General features: G+C 59.0%; 21 protein-coding genes. 14 read left to right on the top strand and 7 right to left on the bottom strand.

What is annotated here, in order from left to right; genetic code table 11:
• Positions 1-57: 57 nt before the first annotated feature.
• The 7 genes from B3M52_RS16565 to B3M52_RS16535 all read right to left on the bottom strand — a co-directional run bounded on the left by B3M52_RS16565 (position 58) and on the right by B3M52_RS16535 (position 7,806).
• Positions 58-636, bottom strand: a complete 579-nt coding sequence (locus B3M52_RS16565) for a peroxidase-related enzyme (RefSeq protein ID WP_075195369.1) — start codon at positions 634-636, stop codon at positions 58-60.
• Positions 633-1,541 carry a hydroxymethylglutaryl-CoA lyase gene (locus B3M52_RS16560; protein ID WP_075195368.1) on the bottom strand — a complete coding sequence of 303 codons (909 nt, stop codon included), beginning with the start codon at positions 1,539-1,541 and terminating at the stop codon, positions 633-635. The genes B3M52_RS16565 and B3M52_RS16560 overlap by 4 nt, the downstream gene beginning before the upstream one ends.
• On the bottom strand, positions 1,541-3,538 hold the full coding sequence (locus B3M52_RS16555; protein WP_075195367.1) for an acetyl/propionyl/methylcrotonyl-CoA carboxylase subunit alpha: 1,998 nt from the start codon (positions 3,536-3,538) through the stop codon (positions 1,541-1,543). Before B3M52_RS16555 ends, B3M52_RS16560 begins: the two co-directional genes overlap by 1 nt.
• Before the next feature lie 2 nt (positions 3,539-3,540).
• A complete protein-coding gene (locus tag B3M52_RS16550; protein WP_075195366.1) occupies positions 3,541-4,347 on the bottom strand; it encodes an enoyl-CoA hydratase-related protein in 807 nt (268 codons plus the stop codon).
• A gap of 14 nt (positions 4,348-4,361) precedes the next feature.
• Positions 4,362-5,969 (bottom strand): carboxyl transferase domain-containing protein, encoded by a 1,608-nt coding sequence (locus tag B3M52_RS16545; protein ID WP_075195365.1) that lies wholly within the window; start codon positions 5,967-5,969, stop codon positions 4,362-4,364.
• Between the two features lie 198 nt (positions 5,970-6,167).
• A complete protein-coding gene (locus tag B3M52_RS16540) occupies positions 6,168-7,334 on the bottom strand; it encodes an isovaleryl-CoA dehydrogenase (protein WP_075195364.1) in 1,167 nt (388 codons plus the stop codon).
• A gap of 25 nt (positions 7,335-7,359) precedes the next feature.
• On the bottom strand, positions 7,360-7,806 hold the full coding sequence (locus B3M52_RS16535; RefSeq protein ID WP_041334396.1) for a MerR family transcriptional regulator: 447 nt from the start codon (positions 7,804-7,806) through the stop codon (positions 7,360-7,362).
• Positions 7,807-7,908: 102 nt separating this feature from the next.
• Here B3M52_RS16535 and B3M52_RS16530 point away from each other — a divergent pair, with 102 nt between their 5' ends.
• The 14 genes from B3M52_RS16530 (at position 7,909) to B3M52_RS16465 (ending at position 26,857) form a co-directional block, all read left to right on the top strand.
• On the top strand, positions 7,909-8,670 hold the full coding sequence (locus tag B3M52_RS16530; protein ID WP_007153315.1) for an SDR family NAD(P)-dependent oxidoreductase: 762 nt from the start codon (positions 7,909-7,911) through the stop codon (positions 8,668-8,670).
• A gap of 713 nt (positions 8,671-9,383) precedes the next feature.
• The gene (locus tag B3M52_RS16525; RefSeq protein WP_036202667.1) at positions 9,384-10,694 is read left to right on the top strand and encodes a nucleotide sugar dehydrogenase; all 1,311 of its coding nucleotides are present in this window, start codon (positions 9,384-9,386) and stop codon (positions 10,692-10,694) included.
• A 93-nt stretch (positions 10,695-10,787) separates the two neighbouring features.
• A complete protein-coding gene (locus B3M52_RS16520) occupies positions 10,788-12,272 on the top strand; it encodes a glycosyltransferase family 2 protein (RefSeq protein WP_041334401.1) in 1,485 nt (494 codons plus the stop codon).
• A 63-nt stretch (positions 12,273-12,335) separates the two neighbouring features.
• Positions 12,336-13,517, top strand: coding sequence for a PilZ domain-containing protein (locus B3M52_RS16515; protein WP_051946516.1), 1,182 nt, complete (start codon positions 12,336-12,338; stop codon positions 13,515-13,517).
• Between the two features lie 14 nt (positions 13,518-13,531).
• Positions 13,532-14,908, top strand: coding sequence for a tetratricopeptide repeat protein (locus B3M52_RS16510; RefSeq protein WP_075195363.1), 1,377 nt, complete (start codon positions 13,532-13,534; stop codon positions 14,906-14,908).
• 5 nt (positions 14,909-14,913) lie between these two features.
• The gene (locus B3M52_RS16505; RefSeq protein WP_075195362.1) at positions 14,914-16,353 is read left to right on the top strand and encodes an alginate export family protein; all 1,440 of its coding nucleotides are present in this window, start codon (positions 14,914-14,916) and stop codon (positions 16,351-16,353) included.
• Positions 16,354-16,362: 9 nt separating this feature from the next.
• The gene (locus tag B3M52_RS16500; RefSeq protein WP_075195361.1) at positions 16,363-17,955 is read left to right on the top strand and encodes a right-handed parallel beta-helix repeat-containing protein; all 1,593 of its coding nucleotides are present in this window, start codon (positions 16,363-16,365) and stop codon (positions 17,953-17,955) included.
• 1 nt (position 17,956) lies between these two features.
• Complete coding sequence (locus tag B3M52_RS16495) at positions 17,957-19,375, top strand: MBOAT family O-acyltransferase (protein ID WP_075195360.1); 1,419 nt, start codon at positions 17,957-17,959, stop codon at positions 19,373-19,375.
• Between the two features lie 11 nt (positions 19,376-19,386).
• Positions 19,387-20,538, top strand: coding sequence for an alginate O-acetyltransferase (locus tag B3M52_RS16490; protein ID WP_075195359.1), 1,152 nt, complete (start codon positions 19,387-19,389; stop codon positions 20,536-20,538).
• Between the two features lie 11 nt (positions 20,539-20,549).
• Positions 20,550-21,203, top strand: coding sequence for an alginate O-acetyltransferase AlgF (locus B3M52_RS16485; protein ID WP_041334419.1), 654 nt, complete (start codon positions 20,550-20,552; stop codon positions 21,201-21,203).
• Positions 21,200-22,624, top strand: a complete 1,425-nt coding sequence (locus tag B3M52_RS16480) for an alginate O-acetyltransferase AlgX-related protein (RefSeq protein WP_075195358.1) — start codon at positions 21,200-21,202, stop codon at positions 22,622-22,624. Before B3M52_RS16485 ends, B3M52_RS16480 begins: the two co-directional genes overlap by 4 nt.
• 33 nt (positions 22,625-22,657) lie before the next feature.
• Positions 22,658-23,842: an alginate lyase family protein gene (locus B3M52_RS16475; protein ID WP_157665625.1), complete on the top strand. Its 1,185-nt coding sequence runs from the start codon at positions 22,658-22,660 to the stop codon at positions 23,840-23,842.
• Positions 23,843-23,923: 81 nt separating this feature from the next.
• Positions 23,924-25,387 (top strand): mannose-1-phosphate guanylyltransferase/mannose-6-phosphate isomerase, encoded by a 1,464-nt coding sequence (locus B3M52_RS16470; RefSeq protein ID WP_036202691.1) that lies wholly within the window; start codon positions 23,924-23,926, stop codon positions 25,385-25,387.
• Positions 25,388-25,471: 84 nt separating this feature from the next.
• A complete protein-coding gene (locus B3M52_RS16465; RefSeq protein WP_075195357.1) occupies positions 25,472-26,857 on the top strand; it encodes a phosphomannomutase in 1,386 nt (461 codons plus the stop codon).
• Positions 26,858-26,863: the final 6 nt, after the last annotated feature.

The raw sequence follows: 26,863 nt of genomic DNA, 5'->3' as shown, positions 1-26,863 counted from the left end.
GTGTCTGCCTCCATTGTTTTTGTCGTCGAGGGCAAGCTGCAGGTTTGAATCAGCCTGCTAGCGGCTCTGGTTGTGATATTCAGGATTCGGTTGCATATCGCTGGCGATGGCCACCCGATTGGACATGTTGTAGAAGCCAATCAGGTTGCTCAGGTCCCAGATAGCACTGTCGCTGAGGCCAGCGTCCCGCAGGGCCTGGGTGTGTTCTTCGGTAACGGTCGCCGGGGAGCGGGTGAGGTGCGATGTGAAATCGAGCATGGCGCGCTGGCGCTTGTCGAGTTTGGCGCTGCGGTAGTTCATCACCATGTGTTCGCCCAGCACGGGGTCGCCACTCAGCACCCGCACGGCAGCACCGTGGGCCACCAGGCAGTAGAAGCACTTGTTTTCGGAGGACACCACGACAGCGACCATCTCGCGTTCCAGTTTGCTGAGTTCGCCTTCGCCGAGCATCAGTTCGTTGTAGAGCCGGGTAAAGCCCTCAAGCTGCTTCAGGTTCTGGCTGTACGCGGTCAGAACATTGGGGATCATGCCGAGTTTTTCCTGGCAGATCTGGAAGTACTTCTGGGTGTCTTCCGGCATGTCCTTGATCTCGGGGATCGGGAGATCCAGGGCGACGACGTTGTTGTGATGGCTCATGAGCAGTTTCCTCCGAGAGCTTGGCCGACTTTTGAGCCGTTATGGCGTTTGAGTTGTCCACTGATCCACTCGCCGGTGGTGACCAGTTTGTCCAGATCGACGCCGGTCTTGATGCCCAATCCGTTCAGAAGGTATAGCACGTCTTCCGTGGCGACGTTGCCGGAGGCGCCCTTGGCGTAAGGGCAGCCGCCGAGGCCGGCAACAGACGCATCAATCACCGAGATGCCTTCTTCCAGCACCGCGTAAAGATTGGCCAGGGCCTGGCCGTAGGTGTCGTGGAAGTGGGCAGCGAGCTTCTCAATCGGCACTTCGGCGGCCACGGCTTCGAGCATGCGTTTGGCTTTCAGCGGGGTGCCCACGCCGATGGTGTCGCCCAGGGAGATTTCGTAGCAGCCGAGTTCGGCCAGGGCCTTGGCGACTTTGGCCACCTGTTCGGGGGCGATGTCGCCCTCGTAGGGGCAGCCGAGCACGGTGGAGACGTAGCCGCGTACCGGGATGTGGTGTTGTTTGGCCGCTTCCATCACCGGCAGGAAGCGCTCGAGGCTTTCGGCGATGGAGCAGTTGATGTTTTTCTGGCTGAACGATTCCGACGCAGCGCCGAACACGGCGACTTCGTCCACCCCGGCCGCCAGGGCGTTTTCGAAGCCCCTGAGGTTGGGGGTGAGCACGGAGTAGCGCACACCGGCTTTACGCTTGATGCCGGCCATCACCTCGGCGGCGTCGCCCATCTGGGGCACCCATTTTGGCGACACGAAGCTGGCGGATTCGATGTGGTTGAGGCCACAGTCGGCCAGCCGGTCGATCAGGCCGGTCTTGATGGCGGTGTCGATCACCGGGCCGGGTTCGTTCTGAAGGCCGTCCCGGGGGCTCATTTCAACCAGTCTTACCTGCGTCGGAAAGGCCATTAGCCTGCCTCCTCGTCGTCGGTGACTTCGATGGCGATCAGTTCGGCGCCTTCGGACACCTGATCGCCTTCGGCGAAGAAGATGTCGGTCACCACACCGTCGGCCGGGGCCTTGATGGCATGCTCCATTTTCATGGCTTCCATGATTACCAGGCTCTGGCCGGCGGTCACGGTGTCGCCTACCTTGGTCTGTACCGCCACGATGGCGCCGTTCATGGGCGCGGCCAGGCTGCCTTCACCGGCCATTTCCTCGAAGCCGTAGGTTTCCCGGTAGAGGATGCACTGGAAGGTGTCGCCTTCGTAGAAGAGCACCAGCTGATCGTTGTGCAGGTTGCCGTGAACGCTGATGCGGTGGCCGTTGATGACCGCCTGCAGGTAGTCGTCGTCCAGCTTCGCCGTCAGGTTGTAGACACTGTCACCCACAAACACCTGATAGCGGTCGTCCCGTTCCAGCACTTTCAGTTCGTGGATGTCCTCACCCACCTGCAGTTGCAGGGGCTGGGCGTATTCAGAGTTCATGCGCCAGCTGTTCTGGCGGCCAAAAGGCGACCAGGGGTCGGTGCTGATCACTTCCCGGGACTTGCGCTGTTCCAGCACGAAGCCGGCGGCCAGCACCAGGGCCTTGTGGGTGTCGAGCCGGGATTTCGGGAACAGCAGTTCGCGATGGTCCTCGATAAAGCCGGTGGTCAGATCCGCTTCCCGGAACGGCTGGGCGTCGGCCAGGGCGTGGAGGAAACGGATGTTAGTTTTCACGCCGGCGATGCGGTAGTGCTCCAGAGCCTGCACCATACGGTTGATGGCCTGGTCCCGGGTTTCGTCCCACACGATGAGCTTGGCGATCATCGGGTCGTAGTGGATGCTGATGTCGTCGCCTTCGGTGACGCCAGTATCCACCCGCACGTGGGCGCTTTCATCGGGCGTGCTCAGGTAGCGCAGGTTGCCGGTGGCGGGCAGGAAATCCTGGTCCGGGTCTTCGGCGTAAATACGTGCTTCCAGGGCGTGGCCCCGGGTTTTCACTTGGGACTGTTCCAGCGGCAGCGCATCGCCCCAGGCGACTTTCAACTGCCATTCCACCAGGTCCTGGCCGGTGACCATTTCGGTGACCGGGTGCTCTACCTGCAGGCGGGTGTTCATTTCCATAAAGAAGAAGGAGCCGTCCACGTCGTAGAGGAATTCCACGGTGCCGGCGCCGACGTAGTTGATGGCCTGGGCGGCTTTGACGGCCGCTTCGCCCATGGCTTTGCGGGTGTCTTCGCTCAGGCCCGGGGCGGGGGCTTCTTCCAGCACTTTCTGGTGGCGGCGCTGAACCGAACAGTCGCGCTCGGCCAAGTAGACGCCTTTGCCGCTCTTGTCACAGAACACCTGAATCTCCACGTGGCGTGGCTGGGTCAGGTAGCGTTCGATGAGCATGTCCGGGTTGCCGAAGGCGTTCTTCGATTCCCGCTTGGCGGCGGCCAGGGCATCGTCGAAGTCTTCCATTCGCTCGACCACGCGCATGCCTTTGCCACCACCGCCGGCGACGGCTTTCAGCAGCAGTGGGAAGCCGCACTTCTCGGCTTCCTTGCGCAGGGTGTCCGGAGTCTGGTCGTCACCGTGGTAACCCGGCACCAGGGGCACGCCGGCTTTTTCCATAATGGCCTTGGCGGCGGACTTGGAACCCATGGCCGCGATGGCGGAGGAGGGCGGGCCGATGAACACGATGTTGTTGGCTTCGCAGGCTTCGGCGAACTGGGTGTTCTCGGAGAGGAACCCGTAGCCCGGGTGAACGGCCTGGGCGCCGCTTTCTTTCGCCACCTCGATGATCTTGTCGGCTTTGAGGTAGCTCTCGGAGCTGGCTGCAGGGCCGATGTTGAAGGCTTCGTCAGCCATGGCGACATGGCGCGCGTCGGCGTCGGCGTCCGAGTAGACAGCGACAACGCGAATGCCCATGCGGTGGGCGGTCTGTATGATCCGGCAGGCGATTTCGCCCCGGTTGGCGATCAGGATTTTGCTGAACATGGTTATTCTTCCTCCGGAACCCAGTTGGCCTTGCGTTTGTTCAGGAAGGCACCAAGTCCCTCCTGCCCTTCGGCACCCACCCGGATGTCGGCAATGCGTTGTGCGGTATCGTCGATCACATCGGCGCTGATCGGCTTGTGGCTGACGGCAAACACCAGGTCTTTCGCCGCTTTCATGGCTTCTGGGCCGTTGATGGCCAGTTGCTGCAGCATCTCGTTACAGCGTGCGTTCATGGCTTCAACATCGTCACAGACGATGTGCACCAGGCCGTATTCCTGCGCCTGCGTTGCGGAAAACACTTCGGCGGACAGGAAGTAACGGCGGGCCTGGCGCTCGCCAATGGCGCGTACCACGTAGGGGCTGATCACAGCGGGGATCAGGCCGAGTTTCACTTCGCTCAGGCAGAAGCTGGCTTTCTCGGTGGCGAGCACGATGTCGCAGCAGGCGGCCAGGCCGACGGCTCCACCGAAGGCAGCACCCTGCACCAGGCCGATCACCGGCTTGGACAGGTGGTTAAGCACGTTCATCAGCCGCGCCAGTTCCCGCGAGTCGTCCAGGTTTTCCTGGCGGCTGTTGTCCGCCATGCGGCGCATCCAGCCCAGGTCCGCGCCAGCGGAGAAGTGCTTGCCCTCGGAGCGCAGGATGACAACGCTGGTGCTGTCATCGGTGTTTACGGCTTCCAGCGCGTTGATCAGTTGCTGGATGATGACGTCGTCAAAGGCGTTGCGTTTGTCCGGGCGGTTCAGCACCACCTCGGTGACGCCGCCGCTGCGGCGATTGAGTAGAACCGCGGTTTCCTGTTCGGTCATGGTGTTCTCCTCCGTCACATGCGGAACACGCCGAAGCGTGTTGGCTTGGCCGGGCGGTTCAGGGTGGCGGACAGGCTCAGGGCGACCACTTCCCGGGTCTGGGCCGGGTCGATCACGCCGTCGTCCCACAGGCGGGCGCTGGCGTAGTAGGGGTGGCCCTGATGTTCGTAGGAGTCGACGATGGGCTTCTTGAACTCGGCCTCTTCATCGGCACTCCACTCCTGGCCTTTGCGCTCCATGCCTTCGCGTTTGACGGTGGCGAGTACGCCGGCGGCCTGTTCGCCGCCCATCACGGAGATGCGGGCGTTGGGCCACATCCACAGGAAGTCGGGGCTATAGGCGCGGCCGCACATGCCGTAGTTGCCGGCGCCAAAGCTGCCGCCGATCAATACGGTGATCTTGGGCACCTCGGCGCAGGCCACGGCCATGACCATCTTGGCGCCGTGCTTGGCGATGCCTTCGGATTCGTGCTTCTGGCCCACCATGAAGCCGGTGATGTTCTGCAGGAACAGCAGCGGGATGTTGCGCTGGCAGCACAGTTCAATGAAGTGCGCGCCTTTCTGGGCGGACTCGCTGAACAGGATACCGTTGTTGGCGATGATGCCCACCGGGTAGCCGTGGATATGGGCAAAACCGGTCACCAGGGTCTGGCCGTAGTAGCGTTTGAATTCGTCGAATTCGGAGCCGTCGACGATGCGGGCAATGACGTCGCGCACGTCGAACTGTTTACGCAGGTCGGTGCCGACAATGCCGTAGATTTCTTCGGCGTTGTACAGCGGTGCCTTGGGTTTGCGGATCTCCACGTCGGCCGGTTTGCGGCGGTTGAGATTGGAGATGCAGCGACGGGCGATTTCCAGGGCGTGGGCGTCGTTCTCGGCGTAATGATCGGCCACCCCGGAGACTTTGCAGTGCACGTCGGCACCGCCCAGGTCTTCGGCGCTGACGACTTCACCGGTGGCGGCTTTTACCAGCGGCGGGCCGGCCAGGAAGATGGTGCCCTGGTTGCGCACGATGATGGATTCGTCGGCCATGGCGGGTACGTAGGCACCGCCGGCGGTGCACAGGCCCATGACGACGGCGATCTGGGGAATGTCGTCGGCGGACATGCGGGCCTGGTTGTAGAAGATGCGGCCGAAGTGGTCGCGGTCGGGGAAGACGTCGTCCTGCCGTGGCAGGTTGGCGCCGCCGGAGTCGACCAGGTAGATGCAGGGCAGGCGGTTCTGCAGGGCGATTTCCTGGGCGCGCAGGTGTTTCTTGACCGTCAACGGGTAGTAGCTGCCGCCTTTAACGGTGGCGTCGTTGGCGATGATCATGCATTCGGTGCCGGAGACGCGGCCGACGCCGGCGACGACGCCTGCGGCCGGGACTTCTTCGTCATAGACGTTGTAGGCGGCGAACTGGCCCACTTCCAGGAAGGGGGAGCCGTCGTCCAGCAGGCGGTTGATGCGTTCCCTTGGGAGCAGTTTGCCGCGGGCGATGTGGCGTTCCTGGTAGGAGGGGCCGCCGCCTTGCTGGATGGTGGTTACTTTGTCCCGCAGATCGGCCACGGCCTTGGCCATGGATTCCTGGTTGGCCTGGAATTCTTCGGACCTTGGGTTCACTTTGCTTTGCAGTATCGTCATTTTCCTGGCCTCGAGTTACGGGGCTTCGGGACTGACAGGGTGTCTTTCCGGGACACGCTACGAGCACGTCCATGTGCGCTTGACTCCGGCCATCCATGGCCGGAGACATTCCCGGAAAGACACCCCGCCAGTCCCTCGTCATACTTTGGGTGCTGGCCTCTTTAAAGCTGTAAGGACCAGTGGCTTTGAGCTGCTTTATCAGTTGTTCAGGTACAGCTCGCGACCGATCAGCATCCGGCGGATTTCGGACGTGCCAGCGCCGATTTCATACAGCTTGGCGTCCCGCAGCAAACGGCCTGTCGGGTACTCGTTGATGTAGCCGTTACCGCCCAGCAACTGGATGGCGTCGAGGGCCAGCTTGGTGGCCATTTCGGCGGAGTAGAGGATCGCGCCGGCGGCGTCTTTGCGGGTGGTGTTGCCGCGGTCGGCGGACATGGCGACCATGTAGACGTAGGACTTGGCGGTATTCATCCAGGTGTACATGTCAGCCACTTTGCCCTGCACCAGCTCGAATTCACCGATGGCCTGGCCGAACTGTTTGCGCTCGCGGATGTAGGGTACGACTACGTCCATGGCGGCCTGCATGATGCCCAGCGGGCCGCCGGAGAGCACGAGGCGTTCGTAGTCGAGGCCGCTCATCAGGACTTTGGCGCCGTTGCCTTCGCCGCCCATGACGTTTTCCTTGGGCACTTTGGCGTCTTCGAACACCAGCTCACAGGTGTTGGAGCCGCGCATGCCGAGTTTGTCGAGCTTCTGGGCCTGGCTGAATCCCGGGGTGTCGCGTTCCACAATGAAGGCGGTGATGCCGCGCGGGCCGGCAGACGGATCGGTTTTGGCGTAGATCACATAGACGTGGGCGTCGGGGCCGTTGGTGATCCACATTTTGCTGCCGTTGAGCACATAGTGGTCGCCGGCGTCTTTGGCGCTGAGTTTCATGGAGACGACGTCGGAACCGGCGTTGGGTTCGGACATGGCCAGGGCGCCGATGTGTTCACCGCTGATGAGCTTGGGCAGGTACTTTTCTTTCTGCTCGTCGGAGCCGTTGCGGTTGATCTGGTTAACGCACAGGTTGGAGTGCGCGCCGTAAGAGAGTCCCACGGATGCAGAGGCACGGCTGATTTCCTCCATGGCGATGACGTGTGCGAGGTAGCCCATGCCGGAGCCGCCGTAGGCTTCGTCAACGGTAATACCCAGCAGACCCATGTCACCGAACTTTTTCCACAGGTCGTTGGGGAACAGGTTGTCATGGTCGATGGCTTCGGCGCGGGGGGCGATTTCACTGGCGGCAAAGCCGTTGATCTGCTCGCGCAGCATGTCCAGGGTCTCGCCGAGGCCGAAGTTGAACTCTGAGTATTGTGATTTCATGGTTGGCTACCTTTTGATCTTGCTGTTATTTCTGCTCGGTGGACTCAGGCTCTTTGGTGGTGGCCTTTGTCTGTTTACGCTTTCGTTGTTGCAGGTCAGCAAGCGCCTCGCGGCATCTTGCTTCTGCGGTGTCCATTTCCATTTCTGCCTGGGCAATGTCGTTTTTCTGTTGCTCCAGTTGCGCCCGTTTGCGGGCCAGGGTGTCCAGCATCAGCAGGAGCTGTTTTTCGTTGCCGCTGAGGGTTTCGTCCCACAGGTCAAAAAGCTCCTTGGTTTCCGCCAGGGAAAAGCCCATGCGTTTGCCCCGGAGGATCAGCTTCAGCCGCACCCGGTCCTTCGAGCTGAAGATCCGGGTCTGGCCGCGCCGGGTGGGGTGCAGTAGACCCTGATCTTCGTAGAAGCGTACGCTTCGTGTCGTCACGTCGAACTCTTTGGCCAGCTCGCTGATGCTGTAAGTTTTCTTGATGTCCATAGAGATTTCCTTTTTAGACTTAGGTTAGATAAAGTTTACGTAAACGTAAAGTATTTTTAAGGCCCGATTTCAACCAACAGATATGTGAAACAGGAGTGAATGATGGAATTCAAAAATGTGGCAGCGATTGTAACAGGCGGTGCATCCGGCTTGGGCGAGGGCTCAGCGCGTGCCCTGGCGGCAGCTGGGTGCCGTGTGGCGATTCTGGATGTTCAGGAGGAGCAGGGTAGAAAAGTGGCGGAAGACATTGGGGGCGTCTTTATTTACTGCGACGTGACGTCTTCTGAGAGTGCGGAAGCCGCGTTCAGCGAAGCCCGTAAGGCGCATGGGCCCTGCGGCGTGGCGGTCAGCTGCGCGGGTATTGCTCCGGCCGCTAAGATCCTGGGCCGGGATGGTGTGATGCCGCTTGAGGCATTCAGCAAGGTGGTTCAGGTCAACCTGATTGGGTCCTTTAACATTCTGCGTCTCGCCGCGGCCGATATGGCCCAGCGGGAGCCCAATGCGGATGGCGAACGGGGTGTGATTATCAACACGGCGTCTGTGGCGGCTTACGAGGGCCAGATTGGCCAGGCAGCCTACAGTGCATCAAAGGGTGGCGTGGTATCGCTGACACTTCAGGCCGCCCGCGAGCTTGCTCGGGAAGGTATTCGGGTCAACACTATTGCTCCGGGAATCTTTATGACGCCAATGATGGCGGGCATGCCACAGGAGGTGCAGGACAGTCTCGCGGCCACGCTGCCTTTCCCCAAGCGATTGGGCAAGGCTGAAGAGTTTGGCATGTTGGTAGATCAAATGGTGCGCAACCCGATCCTCAACGGGGAGGTTATCCGCCTGGACTGTGCACTGCGCATGGCGCCTAAATAAAGCAGCTGCGCGTTAACACGAATCTCACCTCTTTGGTGGGGTTCAGGGGTGGGGCTCAGTCGGTGATCGGCTGAGTTTCACTGTCTTTGAGCGGTATTTTTCTCGATACGACCCTGTATAACGACGAAAGATTCAAATGGGTTCCATACGAAAAAATCGCGTTTGATTCGATTTTATAATATCGATTTTTATTTTTTTGCGATTACGAAATAGAAAAGCGCACTCCTTTCTCTCATATGTACCTTATCGGTGCATGCTCTGATGATTTCCTTTTTCATTTCTTCTGCGTTGTCAGGCGACTAGGTCTTTCCTGTATTCCAATTGTGCACACCAAAAATCAAGACATGTATCCCTTGCCTATAGTTGAAATTATCTTTTCGTAACAGGCATTTAACGTTTCGTTACGATAGTTTTCTGGCTGTTGGAACGCTGTGGACGACGTAGATCGCTTGCCGGTGATTTGTCCGTCTTCGTGTTCCCCCAACTCAAACTGGATACTCAAAAGGCGCATCAGGGCAACGTTTTCTGTTGAGCGTGCCTGTTCGTAATCAGACACCGGTCGCGGGGAAAAGTTCAAAAAAGAACCTCTTTTCCGATTTCGGGGTCGCTGTACCGAGCCTTTTGAGTGTCATCAGTCAACCAGTAGTCAGTCGTTGGATTCATGGCGGCTCCCGGGTGGGAGTCGCTGGATGACAGTCAGGGGAGTAAAGGATATGCGAGTCAGTATTTTTGGTTTGGGTTATGTCGGGGCGGTGTGTACCGCCAGTCTGGCCCAGCGGGGGCATCACGTGGTCGGTGTGGATGTGTCGCCCATCAAAATTGATCTGATCAACAGCGGCAGGTCTCCCATTGTGGAGCCGGGGCTGGAGGAGCTGCTCCGGAGCGGGCGCGAGAACGGATTCATCAACGGCGTTACCGACGGGCACATCGCGGTCCAGGAGAGTGAGCTGTCGATGATCTGCGTGGGCACGCCCAGCAAGCCAAATGGTGATCTTGACCTGCAGTTTGTCGAGAAAGTGTGTAGCGATATCGGTAATGCCCTGAAGGACAAGGGTGACTGGCACCTGGTAGCGGTGCGTAGCACGGTGCTGCCCGGAACGGTTCGTGAGGTGGTCATCCCGGCTTTGGAGAAAGCGTCCGGGAAACGCGCCGGCGTTGATTTCGGTGTGTGTGTGAACCCGGAATTCCTGCGGGAAAGCACGGCGATCAAGGATTATGACCACCCTCCGATGACGGTCATTGGTGAGCTCGACGAACGCTCCGGCGAGTTCCTGGCGCGGATATACCAGGACCTTGATGCCCCCATCATCCGTAAGCCCATCGAAGTGGCTGAGATGATCAAGTACACCTGCAACATCTGGCACGCGACCAAAGTCAGCTTCGCCAACGAGATCGGCAATATTGCCAAGTCGATGGGCGTGGACGGCCGGGACGTCATGGACGTTGTCTGCCAGGACAAGAAGCTGAACATTTCCCGCTATTACATGCGCCCGGGCTTCGCCTTCGGCGGTTCCTGTCTGCCCAAAGACGTGCGCGCACTGACTTACCGGGCCAATCAGATGGACGTGAAGCACCCGCTGCTGAGCTCGATCATGAGCAGTAACAATGAGCAGGTTGCTCATGCCTTCAAGATCCTCACCGGCTACGGCTGTCGCAAGGTGAGCATGCTCGGCCTGAGCTTCAAGTCCAACACCGATGATCTGCGGGAAAGCCCGCTGGTGGAGCTGGCCGAGATGCTGATTGGCAAGGGGTATGACCTGCAGATCTTCGACCGCAACGTGGATTACGCCCGCACCCACGGCGCCAACCGCGAATACATCAACCAGAAGATTCCGCACCTCTCGAACCTGATGCACAGCGACCTGCGTGGCGTGATTGATCACGCGGACGTGATCGTGGTCGGCAACAACGACGAGCTGTTCGAAACGGTGATTTCGGAGGTGCCTGAGGGCAAGCGGGTGATTGACCTTGTGGGCTTCATGAAGACCACAAGTACCGAGGTGCTGGAAGGCATCTGCTGGTAAGTCTTCACCCCCATGCGTGACGTCCTGGTGCCCTGGTGGGGCGGGGCGTCACGCTCAGAAAACGCACGGAATGTTATTTCAGGAACGGACGGCATGTCTTATATCTCAGACAACATAGTGTCCAGAACAGGCGGTTGGCTGCTTTTTCTCTCCGTACTCGGGGCGTTGGCGATCTCTTTGCCCACTACCTATACGGTGAGGGGCGGCGCCCACTTCCTCCTGGTCATCGGGGTGATTGGTATCTGGCGGTACTCCGTTGGGTTTATCCACTTTTTGCGTGCGATGTATTTCCTTAAATGGGCATTCCCCAAGATTCGGCGCCGGGCAAAGGCGTTGGGCGAAGACGCCGCTCCGTCCCATGTCTATCTGATGGTGACCAGTTTCCGTATCGATGCCGACACCACGGCCATGGTTTACAACTCTATTATCCGCGAAGCGGTTGAGTGTGGTTGGCCGACAACGGTGGTGGCATCGGTGGTGGAGCTTTCCGATGAAATGCTCATGCGGGCAATGTGGCGGAAGCTTGACCCACCCAGCCACATCAGGCTCAAGATTGTGCGCATTCCGGGGACCGGTAAGCGGGATGGTCTGGCGTACGGCTTTCGTGCCATTTCACGGGATCTGCCTGACGAGAATGCCGTGGTGGCCGTGGTGGACGGCGATACCGTGCTGGAACCCGGAGTGGTACGTAAAACCGCCCCTTACTTCCGGTTGATGCCGAACATCGGCGCGCTGACCACCAACGAGTTTTGCGAGGTGCGCGGCAGCTATCTGATGTCTGAATGGCACAAGCTGAGGTTCGCCCAGCGCCACATGAATATGTGCTCGATGGGGCTGTCGTATCGGGTTTTGACGCTCACCGGTCGCATGTCGGTATTCCGGGCCAGCGTGGTTACGCGCCCGGAGTTCATCAGCGACGTGGAGTATGACTCCCTGAAGCACTGGCGGCTGGGCGAATTCCGCTTTCTGACCGGCGATGACAAGTCCAGCTGGTTCAGCATGATGCGCCTGGGCTACGACACCTTCTATGTGCCGGACGCCACGATTCGCACAGTGGAGCATCCACCTGATCCCAGCTTTATCCGTTCTGCCCGTCAGCTGATGTTTCGCTGGTATGGCAACTCCCTGCGGCAGAATTCACGGGCTACCAAGCTTGGCCCCCGGCGCCTTGGATGGTTTACCTGGTACGTGCTTTATGACCAGCGCATTTCAATGTGGACCAGCATCCTGGGGCTGACTGCGGCTATCGTCGCGTCCATCAAGTACTCCGGTATTGTGCTGGTGGCCTACCTGCTTTGGATTGGGCTTACCCGTTTGGTGCTGACGTTGCTGCTTATCACTACCGGACACTCGGTCGGGCCAGCCTATCCGTGCATTCTCTATTTCAACCAGATCTTCGGCTCGCTGGTGAAAATCTATGTCTTTTTCCGGCTCGACCGACAGTCGTGGACACGCCAGAAAACCCGGTTCAGCGCGAACAACGCGTCTTTCCAACAACGCATGAACCGTTGGTCGTCAAGAGTGATGACGATATCCGCAGGCAGTGTCTTTCTGGCGGTGGTGATGAAGCTGGTATAGCGCAAGGGGAGTTTTTCTTATGTACACCAATCATCGTTGGGACAACACACAAGGATCAAAGCAATGAATATGGCAGCAAGTAGGGCAGATATTGAACCGCAGTTTGTCCATGAATCCGAGGCACAGCGACAGTATGCCCGGGTAAGAATTCCGGCCAAGCTGTTTGTAAACCTTGGTGGCTCAACCCACAACTTTCCGGTGGCCGATCTTTCGGCCGGTGGGTTCAGTGTCAACACGGGCCTGGAGTCGTTTCGTCAGGGCCGGGTCTACAAGGGTCGCCTGGTGTTCAAGGTTGACGGCTTTGATCTTGCCATTGACGTGAACTTTGTCCCGCGCAGTTTCGATTCGATGAATGATCGCTGTGGGTGTGAGTTTCAGGATCTGGGAGCCCGGGAGGTTTCCGCCCTGAGATACCTCATTACCGCATTCCTCAGCGGTGAAGTGGTTTCCGCCGGCGATGTGCTCAACACGCTGTCCCGCGAAAACTTCACCAAGGCCCGCAAAGGCAAGGGCAGCAATGACCTTGGATTCTTCGGCAAGCTTCGCGCCATGGTCGGAAGCCTGATCGTGATGTTGATAGGTCTGTTTGCGATCAGCTTTGTGGTTTCCGAACTGTGGGACATCTACTTCGTAACCAAGGCGGAGTCCGCCATGGTGGCGTCGGAGCAGATTCCCCTGCGGATTCCCAAAGACGCAAAGGTTACAACGCTGGTCAAGCCTGGGCAGGAGGTCAAGGCGGGCGAGGCTATCGCTACTTTTGACGCGCCCATGATGTCTTATGTGAATGACCTGGTTGGAGAGGGCAACTACAGCGTCGGCCAGATCGAAGAGCTGTTGGACCAGCGGGTTCGGGGAACGATCACCAGCCCCTGTGACTGCAAGGTGGTGAACATGAGGCCGGCGGAAGACCAGTACATGAGCAAGGGTGAGCAGCTTGCGGTTATGGCGCCGATGGACTCGTCCGCCCACGTTGTTGCCAACTTCCCGTTTAACCAGGGTGAAAAGCTCGAAGAAGGGCAGCAGGTGATATTGCGGCTCCCCAACGGCAAGGAACAGACCGGGCACATTACGTCGCTGTATGTGAACTCCCAGGCTCAGGGCGGGCTGGTCGACGTTATCAGTGCGTCTATCGAATCCGCCGAACCGCTGCCGATTGAAGCAATCGGACGCCCCATTGGTGTCACGGTCGACCAGTTCCGGATGCCGAGCCTGCAGAAGGTTGTTGAACGGTTTTCGGAAGGTTGAGGGAGTTGCGGAGCATGAAGCGAGTAGCGTGCATTGCCGGTCTGTTCACTCTGGTGCTGTCTGGTTGTGGCAACCTGCCCGACATTCAGCGGGCTGAGAAGGCTGCTGCCGAAGGTGACGTTCAGGAGGCCCGGGCGCAGTTGGAAAAGCTGGCGAAGTTTGGCCTGGCGGACGCCCAGGTGGAGCTGGGGGATCTTTATGGTGCGCAGGACACACCGGAAGCACGCCAGAAGGCGCTGGATTGGTACAGGAAGGCCGCGGAGCAGGGTAGTGAACGAGCTGCTATCCGGATAGGCAAGATGAATGCGCGGGAAGGGGAAACCCCGGAGCAGCGGGCCAATGGCGCCCGTTACCTGCGCAAAGCGCTTGCGGAAGGTGATAAGACGGCGTTGATCCCGTTGATCAACCTGTACATCCATTTCCCCCGGGAGTTCCCCAACGGCAAACCGCTTGAGCTGATTCAGCAGGCCCGCGCCGCCGGAGATCCGAAAGGCGACGTGGCGCTGGCCCGTTACTACCTTCTGACCGGCCAGTTCGAGAATCATACGGACGAGATTGAAGGCCTGTGCGCGCCCATTGCCGAGGCCCAGCCCGAATGCTTCCAACTGCTCGCCAGAGTGTATCTGGTTGATGGCCGGAGTGAGGATCTGAAGGCACTTGTTGACCGGGCCAAGCAGGCCTGGGAGCAGGGCAGTATTGAAGATCGCGATCTGTACCTGTTCGCGCGGTGGTTGTCGGACGACGAAACCCCGCAAAAACAGGTGGCTGCCACCAACGAACTCTACCAGATGTTGACGCCCGACTACGTGCCCGCCCTGACGGCGCGCGCCAAGTTGATCATGGAGAACAACTACCTCGCTGAACCGGAGGTCGTTATCGAGATGCTTCGGGAGGCGCGAGCCAACGGTGACCTGAAGGCGTCGCTGTCACTGGCCCGGGCCTATGAGCGAGGCCGCATTGTGCCGACCGATCCGAAGAAGGCGATCGAGTACGCCATGGAAGCGCGTGAAAAATACCCCTCGGCGGAATACCTGCTCGGGCGCATCTACAAGCGTGGCTATCTCGGGGAGCCAGATCCCGAAAAGGCCAAGCAGCATCTTCTGACGGCGGCACGCCGAGGCTTTCCAAAGGCGGATTACGCCCTTGCCGAGCTTTACTGGGAAGCAAAAGGCATCGAGGTGAACCGTGTTTATGCCTGGAGTTTCGCGTTGCTGGCAGTGGAGGGCGGCGTTGAGCGTGCCAAAGAACTGATGGTGGATATGGTTCTGTCGCTACCCGAACACACCGAAAAGAGAGCTGAGGCCCTGTACAGGCAGGAACGTGCCGCGCGGCGACAGATGATCGCCGGAGGCACTTCAGGCCCGGCAACGACCACAAAACAAGGAGGATAAGCTCAATGCAGCTTATAACGAACTATCGATTAACTCGCCTCGCACTCTCTGTCAGTTGCCTGGCATCACTCGGCGTAGCGCCCGCCGTAGCGCAGTCTACAGACGAGGCGAACCAGAGTTATCCGCGGCTGGTTGAACAGAACATAAAGTCCAAGCTCAGTTTTATCAGCGAAGGCGACCGGCGCCTTGGACTGGGCTCCAATGGCGAGACCAAATCCAACGAAGCCGGCCTCGACATCAAGCCCGAGTGGGTCTGGCAACTGTCACCTCACTGGCGCTCAAAACTGCGTCTGCAGGCGTTTGGCGCAACCGGTCAGGTGGATGTTAGCGACGAAATCGGCGGCACGACCACCACCGACGGCTTTCTTGCGCTCAGGGAGGCTTGGCTGGATTACAACGGCCTGAGCGACTATCCCGGGGAGTCGATTCGCTTTGGCCGTGAGCGTCTGAAGGAAAACAGCGGTATGTGGTGGGACGACGATATTACCCTCACGCGCTGGATCTTCAACACATCGCTGCTGGACACCACCGTGGGTGTCGCCCAGAAGTTCGCCGAGTTGCGGACTGACAACAACGAACTTCAGGACGAAGAGCAGGACATTGCTCGATTTTTTGCCCATACACGCTGGCAGTGGCGGAAAGGTCACTACCTGGGCTTCCTGGTGACCCATGGCCAGGGCTACGGAGATCAGGCTGAAGAATACGCATTGCGAGGCCAGACGCTGGATGAAGGTTTCACGGACTCGCTGACCTGGACGGCCCTCCAGGCGGATCGGAGCTATTTCGATTGGCACTCCCACGATACGTTCCAGTATTTCGCGTCGGTTGCGGCAGTGAATGGTACGGACACTGTGGTCGGCACAGACCCCAGTGCGCCCAATGGCTTCAGCGATCGTGAACGCGATGTCTCCGGTTGGGCGGCAGACCTGGGCGCGCGTGCCCAATTGCTGGATACGCCCCGCTGGGTTGTCGGCGCTCACGGTGCCGTTGCGTCCGGTGGTGGTGAGCCTGGCGAAAGTGATGCCTTTCAGCAAACCAGCCTGGAAAGCAACCGCTCAAGGTTTACGGGAACCCGCTCCCAGGTGCCGCGGTTTGGTGAAGCCATTCAACCGGAGTGGAGCAATATCCGGGTCTTGACCTTCTACACCGCATTGTCTGACCGCGATACCTGGGACGCCAACCTGCTGTACCACCGTTACTGGCTGAGTGATGAGAACGGCGCCGTGCGTTCCGACCTGGTCGAGCCAGGCTTTACGGGCAGCAGTGATGACCTGGGCCAATCTGTGGATCTGGTATTGGGCTACTACGGCGATAGCGCTTCAACCTCCTGGGCGGCGTTTGATGTCCGTTTGCGTGGTGGCGTTTTCATGCCAGGGGATGCCTACGGCGAGGACGCAGATGACGCCAGGCATCGGGTAGTTGTAGACGTGTCGAAGCGGTTCTGAGGAGAACTCATGAAAATCCTGGAAACCCGATGGGCTTTTTGCCTTCTTACCACGGCGCTCATATTGCCGCTGAATGCGTTGGCTGCAGCCAGCGCCGACGATGGCAATGTGGTAAATGCGCCGCCGGCGATTGCGCCCTTGGAGGAAGACTATGGCATCGAGATAAAGTCTGGCGAGGAGCTGTATTTGCCTGAGCCTGAGATCCCTGATGTATCCGGCTATAGCCGTGACGCCATCGAGGCAAAGCTTGCCGGTCGGCAGGATTCCGCACCGAATGTAACGGTGGAACGTATGGGCGGGGTCAGTGCACTGGGGGATTTCGTGGACGAAGGGCGGGCGCGCGAGTGGGTGATCCGTCAGTTTTCACATCCTCAGGCGATTATGGTTAACAGCGGGAAGGTGACGCTGGAGGATGTCTATCGGCAGGTGAATGATCGTCGCTACATGGAACAGGTCGGCGATGGTACTTACATCATTCGTTTGCCGCTGGCGGTCAAACAAGAGGCCACCCTGGTTCTGCGCGATGAGACTCTGCGGCTGTCGGAGGAGCGTGGTTCGTTTATTGCCAACGACGGCTGGCTGTTTGCCATTGACAGCAAGATTATTGGGTGGCGCGAGGAGACCAATGGCCCGGCCACGTTCCAGAAGAAAAGCAACTTCCGTCCGTTCTATGTGGGCTGGGGCGGTAGCGAGAACTTTATTCTCGGCACCACCATGGCAAATCTGGGTTATCTCCAGAGTAAATCCTATGGGTTTACCGTGGCCCAGTACTCTGAGTACGACAACGCCCGTCTGCAGCGCAGCGCGCCCCATGCCTGGCTGGTGGAATCCACCTTCGAGGATCTCTACTACGGGTTTTACTGCTATGAGGCGGAAGACGTTGCCATCGTCGATAACGTCTACCGAGACAACATCGTGTATGGCATCGACCCCCATGACTACTCCAGCCGACTGCTGATTGCCAACAACGAGGTTTATGGCACCCGTGAGAAGCACGGCATCATCATCTCCCGCGAGGTAAATAACAGCTGGATTGTTGGAAACCGTAGCTACGACAACGGACTATCCGGCATCGTTCTGGATCGTCAGAGCTCCAACAACGTGGTGGCCAATAACGTTTCCTATGACAACCAGGGTGACGGTATCGGGCTCTACGAGTCGCCGGACAACCTGCTCTGGGGCAACCGGTTGATGAACAATTTGCGCAATGGCATCCGGGTCAGAAACAGCAGCAATGTGAATGTATACCACAACGTTGCGGTGCTCAACGGCACCTGGGGTATTTATGGTCAGTTGAAAGACCTGTCCGCCACCGACCGTAATTTCAAAGAAGACTTCTACTCCTACGAGGTGTCGATGAACGTGGTGGGCGGCGAACTAGCCTCCAACGCCAGCGGCCCCCTGTCGACCGACAACCCTGCTTACATCGCAATTTATGACGTTGGAATGCGATTCCCCAGGTCAGACGTGGGGATCCACTTCGAGGGTGTGCTTGGCAAATACCAGATGCAGATTTTTGACGCACTACGGAACCAGGGGCGTGCAGTATTCATAGAGCCCACGGCTGTGGTGTCGGGCCAGGTTACGCAGGCGGAGAACTGACATGGTTTTTTCATCCAATATCTTCCTGTTTCTGTTCCTGCCCGCCTTCCTGGGGCTGTATTACCTGACACCGTTCAGGCACCGCTCACTGGTTATCCTGATCGGCAGCTACGCCTTCTATGCTTGGTGGCGGGTGGATTTCCTGTTGCTGTTCGTGGCCGTGACCTTCTGGAACTATTTCATCGGCCTGGCAATACACCGCGCCGGTGTTGGCACCGCGAGTGCCCGCAAGTGGGTTGCCATCGGTGTTGGTGGTGACCTGGCGACGCTCGGCTACTTCAAGTACGCCAACTTTGGTGTCGACAGCCTGAACAACCTGCTGGTCAGCGCCGGCAGTCAGCCGCTGGAACTGGCGAATATCATCCTGCCCATCGGCATTTCCTTCTACATCTTCCAGGCCATTTCCTACGTGGTGGATGTCTATCGAGGGGATACGGAACCGACCCGGCGGTTTATTGATTTCGCGGCTTTCATTGCGTTGTTCCCCCAGCTTATTGCCGGGCCGGTGCTGCGTTACAAGGACCTGGCGGATCAGTTCACCTACCGCACCCATACCATGGAAAAGTTCGGTGAGGGCGCGTTCAGGTTCATGCAGGGCTTCATCAAGAAAGTCTTTATCGCCGACTCGATAGCGCCGCTGGCGGACAGTGCCTTTGCGTTGTCTGACCCCAGTACGGCGGATGCCTGGCTGGGCATCCTGGCGTACACCGCGCAGTTGTATTTCGACTTTTCCGGCTACTCCGATATGGCCATCGGCCTGGGTCTGATGATGGGCTTCCGGTTTAACGAGAACTTCAACCAGCCCTACATCAGCCAGAGCATTACCGAGTTCTGGCGTCGTTGGCACATCAGCCTGTCCACCTGGCTGCGGGATTACCTGTACATCCCCCTGGGCGGCAACCGCAACAGTACGGTCAAAACTTATCGCAACCTGCTACTCACCATGTTGCTCGGCGGCCTCTGGCACGGCGCCAACTGGACGTTCCTGTTGTGGGGTGCCTGGCACGGTCTGTTGCTGTCGGTGGAAAGGGCGCTGGGTGTGTCGGGCAGCCCGTCCGGGTTCCGGTTTTTCCGGTGGGCGCTGACCTTCCTGTTCGTGATGCTCGGCTGGGTCACCTTCAGGGCCAGCACGATCACCGAGGCCTTCGGTTTCTACGGTGCCATGTTCAGCTTCGACGGTGCCGGCCTGAGTGATGTCTTTGTCCAGGGCATCCGGGACCTGAACCTGGCGATCCTGGTGTTGGCTTTCGGAGTGATCGCGATGATGGGGCTGAAGGATCGGCTCGGGCATCGTGAGGTTGGCCCCATCCTGTCCGGCTGGCGGTCCGCCGCTGCGCCGTTGCTGGTTCCGGTGTTTGCGCTCGCCGTGTTGAAACTGTCCGCTGAGAGTTTCTCACCGTTCCTGTACTTCCAGTTCTGAGGGTGGATTTGATGACTAAAACGTCTGCACGAATCACAGCTGTTCTCTTCATCGCGCTGGTCCTGGTTCTGGGTGTGCTGTCCTTGCGGCCCTTGCTGGGTTACCAGGCCGAAACAGGGCTGAGCCCGGTCAACGGTGAGTTGGCCCGCAACCTGGAGAGCCATTACGACGATCAGTTCCCGGCGAAGGATCTGGGAACCAATCTCTGGGCCGCGATCAACTACACGCTCTTTGACGAGGGCCGGGAAGGCGTTGTCGTGGGACAAGACGAGTGGCTGTTTACCGATGAGGAAATCTACCCGGCCAGCCGTGACGGCGAGGTGGTCGATCGCAACCTGAGTCGTGTACAGCGCGTCGCCGACTATCTGTTGGCCGAGGGCGTTCCGCTGGTTGTGCTGGTGGTGCCCGCCAAGGCCCGAATCCATTCGGACATGCTGGGCAGTACGAAGCCCGAACCGACGATGATGTCACTGTACGACCGGTTCCAGCAGTCACTGGCGACAGCGGGCATTCCCGCGCCGGAGCTGAAACCGTTGTTGGAGCAGGCGACACGTCATGGAGAATCGGTGTTCCTGAGAACTGACACCCACTGGTCGCCGAACGGCGCAAACCTCTACGCGAAAGGCGCTGCCGAGTTCATCCGCGATCGCTTCAATGGCCTGTCCTGGGGCGAGCAGAGCTTTGTGACATCCATTGGCCAACCGGTCCAGCACCGTGGTGACCTGCTCAATTACATTCCAGTGGAGCCAGCGTTTACCGACTTCGGTCCTGCACCTGACCAACTGGAACCGAGAACGACGCGCGCCCAGAACGACGGCCAGGCGAACGCCAGCGCCCTGTTTGGCGATGACGTCACCAACACCGTTCTGGTTGGCACAAGTTACAGCGCCAATGAACAGTGGGATTTCCCCGGCGCCTTGCGAAAGCACCTGGGGCAGGACCTGATCAACGTGGCCGAAGAAGGCGACGGCCCTATCGTACCAATGATCGATTACCTGAACTCTTCCGATTTCCGGGATCAACCGCCGCAATTGGTGATCTGGGAATTTCCCGAGCGTTACCTGGCACAGCCACTGGAGTCCGAACAGGCCCAGGCTTGGTTCCGCCGGGCTGATAACACGCTGACCGCGCAAGCGGATAGCCGTTCTGAAACCAACCCCTGAGGATGATGAAAATGAGAGCACTGATGCATACCGCTTTTTTTGCCCTGATCAGCAGTTTGCTGGTCTCCATGAACATGGCCCAGGCCGGCGAGGACGCGCTTTATGCCGCAGAGGCACCGGACGGGGCGGCCTTCATTCGCGTGGTGAACGCGGATGCCAGCGGCGCCATTGCTCGCGCCTCTGTGGGCGACAAGGTGATCAAGGAAGTATCGCCGTTGGAGGCGAGCCCCTACATTTACCTTTCTGAGGGTAACTATCAGGTGGACGTTGCCGGTCAGAAGACGTCCGTCAACATGAAAAAGAACGAGTTCTACACCGTGGTTGTACTGGATTCCGGTGAGATGAAAGTGATGAAGGATGTCGCCTTCGACAACCCTCGCAAGGCACTGCTTTCATTCTACAACCTGACCAGCAATAGCGGGGTCACTCTGAAGACGTCCGACGGCAAGGTAGCCGTGATTGATGCAGTGGGCTCCCTTGATGTGGCCAATCGCGAAATCAACGCCGTCAGCATTGCGCTGGGCGCTTTCCAAAGCAACAAGGCGCTGGCAACCACCAGTGAAGTCAATCTGCAGCGCGGCAAGGTATTCAGCGTATTTGCCATCGACGTTGGTGGCGAGCCGAGGCTGGTTGTCGCTGAAAACCGAGTGGATACATCGGTATGAAGCAGGTGTTCAGAGGCCGTGGATTATGGGCGCTGGTTGCGCTCGGGCTGCTCAGCGTCGCGGGTGTAAAGGCCAGCGCCGCCGAGCTGCCCGAGTACAACATCGAACGCTGTTGTGACCTGTGCCCACTCACGGCATACCCATCCAGCTACGACACCGGTTATCTGAAGAACTTCAAGATGCTGGTTCAGGGCAAAGACGGCTGGCTGTTCCGTTCGGAAGCGGAACTGGTTGAGCAGTTCGGGCCGAACCTGGAAGGCCTGAAACACCTGAAGCGCTTTGCCAGGCACCTGAAGCAAACCACCGGTACCGAATTGGTGATGGTGTTTCAGCCGACAAAAGGCCTGGTTCATCCCAATCATCTGCCCGCGACATCGCCGGTGCCGTTCAGCTGGAACGTGGCCCGTAAAAATTACGCTGACGCGTTGATGCGTTTTCGCCAGGCAGGGCTGGTGGTTCCAGACCTGACGCCCCTTCTGGACGAAGAGACACGTGAAGACGCCTTCTTCTTTAAGCGGGATCACCACTGGACACCTTATGGCGCCCGGCGGACCGCGGAGGTCGTGGCGGAGCGAATCAAGGATATGCCGGCCTATCAGTCGTTGTCGCAGCAGGAATTCGTGACTCGTCGGTCCGGGTTGATCCGAAAGGACGGGTCGCTTCAGGACGCGGTTAAACGGATATGCGGTTTCGAGTACGGCTCGCAGTACGTGGACGAGTTTCGCACCGAGTCCTCCGGTACCGGCCAATCCGCTGAAGCCAGCGCCCTGTTTGGCGACCAGGACTTGCCCCCCATCACCCTGGTGGGCACCAGTAACAGTAAGGGTGCCCAGGACTACAACTTTGTCGGGGCGCTGCAGGAGTTTCTGGGTGTCGAGGTGCTCAACGTGGCGGTTGCCGGCGGTAGCTACGACGGCTCCATGTTCGAATACCTGCTTTCCGACAACTTCCGGGAGTCGCCACCCAAGATCATGATCTGGGAGGTGCCCGGTTACCACAACCTCGACAGTGCGGAGTTCTATCGGCAGGTCACACCGATGATCAGTGGTGCCTGTGAGAGCCAGGAGCCGGTGTTGCAGAAAACCACGCCGGTCAAGGCCGGGACCACCGAAGTGCTCTACAACGGCGGTGGACAGTTCATCGAAATGCCGAGCAACGAGTACGTCGTCGACCTGCAGTTCAGTGACCCGGGGGTGAAAGAGGTTGATGCCTTCATCTGGTACGTGTTCGGGCGCAAGGACCGCGTGGATATGGAGTACGGCGATCGGGTTGAGACCCCTGGCCGGTTTGTCTTCGAGCTCCCGGAAGGGCCGAACTGGAACGATGAAATGTTCATGTCGCTGGACCTCGCGCTGAAACCGGAGCAGGTCTCGGAAGGCTTAACGGTAACCACGAAAATCTGTCGCCGTCAGGACATCTGACGCACATTCATCCAACGCATAGAGAGGATGGTTATGCGAATCCAACAACGCTCTGAACATCGACAATGGGGCCGGGTGCTGCTGTCTGCGGCGATAACCGCCGTCTTTGGTGTGAGCAGCGTTCACGCCGGGCAGTGCCTGAACGGACAACTGCGTGCTCCGGTGGGCTATTACCAGACGCCGGAAGACAAGGATGGCGGTGACTACGACTGCGAGCGGGTGGAGCCGCACGTCGGCTCGCTGTCGCTGACCAGTAAGTACAAGGGCAGTGACAGCGCTCGCAACAATCTGAACAAGCAGGCCTATGAAGAGTACAAGAAGGCCACCAGCAACGTGCGTGATTTCGAGAAGGCTGTTATCGCTGCTGCCGATGACTACCAGGTTGATGGCGATGGCCCCGAAGCGCTGGATTGCGTATTGGACAACCTCGACGCGTGGGCGTCATCGGATGCCCTGTTGACGGATGACATCAATCACGTCGGTCAGGCGGTACGCAAATGGGCACTGGCAGCCGCTGCGAACGCCTATCTCAGGATGTGGACGTCGGCGCCGGAGGCCGCCATGGACCTGGAGCGGGCGCGTCGAATTGAAGACTGGTTTCTGCGCTTGAGTGATGGGGTCCGTGATTACTACACGGATCGAAAAGCCAAGAAGGTCAACAACCATGATTACTGGGCCGCCTGGGCCGTGATGTCGGCATCGGTGGCAACCCAGGACTGCGACGACTGGAACTGGTCGCTGGCCAAGTTCGATGAAGCCATGGGGCAGATCAATGAGGACGGTTACCTGCCCAAGGAACTCAGCCGGGAAACCCGGGCCTTGGAATACATGAACTACGCCATGCAGCCCCTGACCATGATCGCGCTGTTTGCCGAGGTCAATGGCAACTCAGTTTACGAGCGTTACCAGGACCAGTTTACGAAAATGGCCGGAAATGTCGTCGCGGGGCTGGATGATCCGGAACGAATTGAAGACATCACCGGAGACGAGCAGATTGTCGACGGGCTTTATAAGGCCTGGTCCCTGGCCTGGATGGAACCCTGGCAGGCCGCCTGGGGACCTGTTGAGGGAATGCCCGCCTTTCTGGATGAACTTCGGCCGATGAAATCCACCCGTCTGGGTGGCGATATTTCCTATCTGTACGGCATTAACCCGCTGTGGCCCGAGGGCGCGCAGCCGGATCCACCCAGCAACATCACCCTAAGTAAACGGTTCTAACGGGCCCTGGTTCAAGGGTCCAGATTAATACGCCAACGGACGTCCCTGTGGTACGTCTTTGTAGAGCAAAGGAGCAGAACGATGATTCCAGTCATACTCTCAGGTGGTAACGGTTCACGGCTTTGGCCCCTCTCGCGCCAGGCCTATCCCAAGCAGTTCCTCCCATTGGTGGGGGAACAAAGTATGTTGCAGGAAACTCTGTGCCGGCTGCCGGTCGACGACGCCGAGTCGCCGGTTGTGGTGGCCAACGATGAGCACCGCTTTATTGTCAAAGAGCAGTTGGAGGCCATAGGCCGTCAACCGTTGTCGATACTGCTGGAGCCGTTTGGCCGCAACACCGCCCCGGCGGTCGCGATGGCCGCTATCGAAGTGGCGCGAAAAGATCCCAAAGCCATCATGCTGGTGTTGCCCGCGGATCATGCCATTGAAAATGTCGAGGCGTTCCAGCGGGCTGTTGCCCAGGGGCAGGAAGCCGCCAGGTCCGGAGGGTTGGTGCTGTTTGGTATTACGCCAACCCGGCCGGAGACTGGCTACGGCTATATCGCTGCCGGCCAGTCCGGAGAGGCGCCCGGCGCTGCCCGGCCGGTGTCCCGCTTTATCGAGAAGCCGGACGCCGAAAAAGCCGCCGCGCTGCTGTCTGCCGGTGGTTACTACTGGAACAGCGGCATGTTCATGTTCCGGGCCGACAGCTACCTGGCGGAACTGAAGAAACACAGCCCGGACATTTACGACACCTGTCTTCTGGCCGCCCGAAGCCTCGAGCGCGACATGGATTTCACCCGTATTCCCGCCGAGATATTCGAGCATTGCCCGGACGATTCCATTGACTACGCAGTGATGGAAAAAACATCGAAAGCCTTGTTGGTGCCCATGGATGCAGGTTGGAGCGACGTTGGCTCCTGGTCCACGATCTGGGATGTGACCGACAAGGACGAGAACGCCAATGCCATCCTGGGTGATGCCTGCCTGGAAGACAGTAACAACTGCCTGGTGCACACCTCGGACAAGCTGGTGGCCATGTTGGGCGTGAAAGACCTGGTGGTGGTCGACACCAAAGATGCGTTGATGGTTGCCCACAAGGACAAGGTGCAGGACGTCAAGAAACTGGTGAAGCGGCTGAACGGTGACCAGCGCTCGGAAACCCGCACGCACAGGCAGGTGTATCGCCCGTGGGGCAGCTACGACAGCATCGACATGGGCAACCGTTTTCAGGTGAAGCGCATAAGCGTCAAGCCGGGCGAGAAGCTGTCGTTGCAGAAGCACCATCACCGGGCTGAGCACTGGATCATCGTCAAGGGTACTGCCGAAGTGACCCGTGACGAGGAAACGTTCCTGCTGTCCGAGAACCAGTCCACCTACATACCTATCGGCGCGGTACACCGGCTGTTCAATCCCGGCCGCATTCCCCTGGAGCTGATTGAAGTCCAGTCTGGTGCCTACCTTGGCGAGGATGACATTGAACGCCTGGACGACCGGTACGGTCGCGCGGCGCCCACCCCGGACGTGGAGGAAGAGCAGATTCCGGTGATGTCGGAAAAGGTATAGGGCCAACGCGGCCCGCTCTGCAAAACCGCCAGGGGCAGCAGGGTGGGCCGCGCCATTGATCGAAGGTTAGACGGAGAAACAGCTATGGAAGTGTCCTGTTTTAAGGCTTATGACCTGCGCGGCCGGGTTCCCGACCAGTTGAATCCTGAACTGGCAGAGCGAATCGGGCGTGCTTACGTGGAGCTGACAAGTGCCCGCCGGGTTGTGGTGGGGTATGACATCCGGTTATCGAGCCCGGAGATTGCAGAAGCGTTGACCACCGGGCTCAGGGCGGCGGGGGCAGATGTCTATGACATCGGTCTTTGCGGTACCGAGCAGATCTACTTTGCCACCAGTCATTACAGTATGGATGGCGGCATTATGGTGACGGCCAGCCATAACCCCAAGGATCACAACGGTATGAAGCTGGTCGGCCGCGAATCGCGCCCCATCAGCTCGGATAACGGCCTGAACACCATCCGTGACAGAGTCTCTCAGCCGTTTATGGATGCTGCCATTCCCGGGCGCCTGGAAAGCCTGTCAGTGGAGGCCGACTATATCCATCACTTGCTGGGATACATCGACGGCACCACGATTGGCCCTCTGAAGGTGGTGGTTAACGCGGGCAATGGCGGTGCGGGCCCGGTCATCGACGCGTTGTCACGATGGCTGCCCTTTGATTTCGTACAACTGCATCACGAACCCGACGGGCACTTCCCGAACGGGGTTCCCAATCCCCTGCTGGAGGAAAACCGGGCGGTAACGGCTGAGGCGGTTCTGCGCGAAGGGGCCGACATGGGGATCGCCTGGGACGGCGACTACGACCGCTGTTTTTTCTTTGACGAAAATGGCCGGTTTATCGAAGGCTATTACATCGTGGGCCTGTTGGCGGACCAGTTCCTGCAGAAGGTAGACGGCGGCAAGATCATTCACGACCCGCGGCTGACCTGGAACACCCAGGAGTTGGTTCGAAAGGCTGGCGGAACACCTATCGAAAGCAAAACCGGACACGCGTTCATCAAACAGCGCATGCGCGAGGAAGATGCCCTGTATGGGGGTGAAATGAGTGCCCACCACTACTTCCGGGACTTCGCCTACTGCGACAGCGGCATGATTCCATGGCTGCTGGTTGCCGAACGCCTGTGCCAGACCGGGCAGCCGTTATCGTCGCTGATCGACGCCCGCATTGACGCTTTCCCCGCCAGTGGGGAGATTAACCGCACGGTGGATGATCCGGCCCGGTTGCTTGCGGTGATCGAGGAGATCTATGGTGCCGATGCGGTGTCTGTGGGACACGTTGATGGCCTGAGTGTTGAGTTTGAGCGCTGGCGGTTCAATCTCCGGATGTCGAACACGGAGCCGCTGGTGCGGCTGAATGTGGAGTCCCGGGGGGACATTGCCCTGATGAAGGAAAAGACCTCGGAGCTGCTGGCGGAAATGGCGCGGCTGGATCAGCCGGATACCCGCCGAACGGCTGCGGGGGCTCGCTGAAACGTC

This window comes from Marinobacter sp. UBA2688, assembly GCF_002352785.1.
GTDB classification, from domain to species: Bacteria; Pseudomonadota; Gammaproteobacteria; order Pseudomonadales; family Oleiphilaceae; genus Marinobacter; species Marinobacter salarius.
Note: the sequence above shows the minus strand (reverse complement) of the source record. Positions and strands in the feature narration are given on the sequence as shown.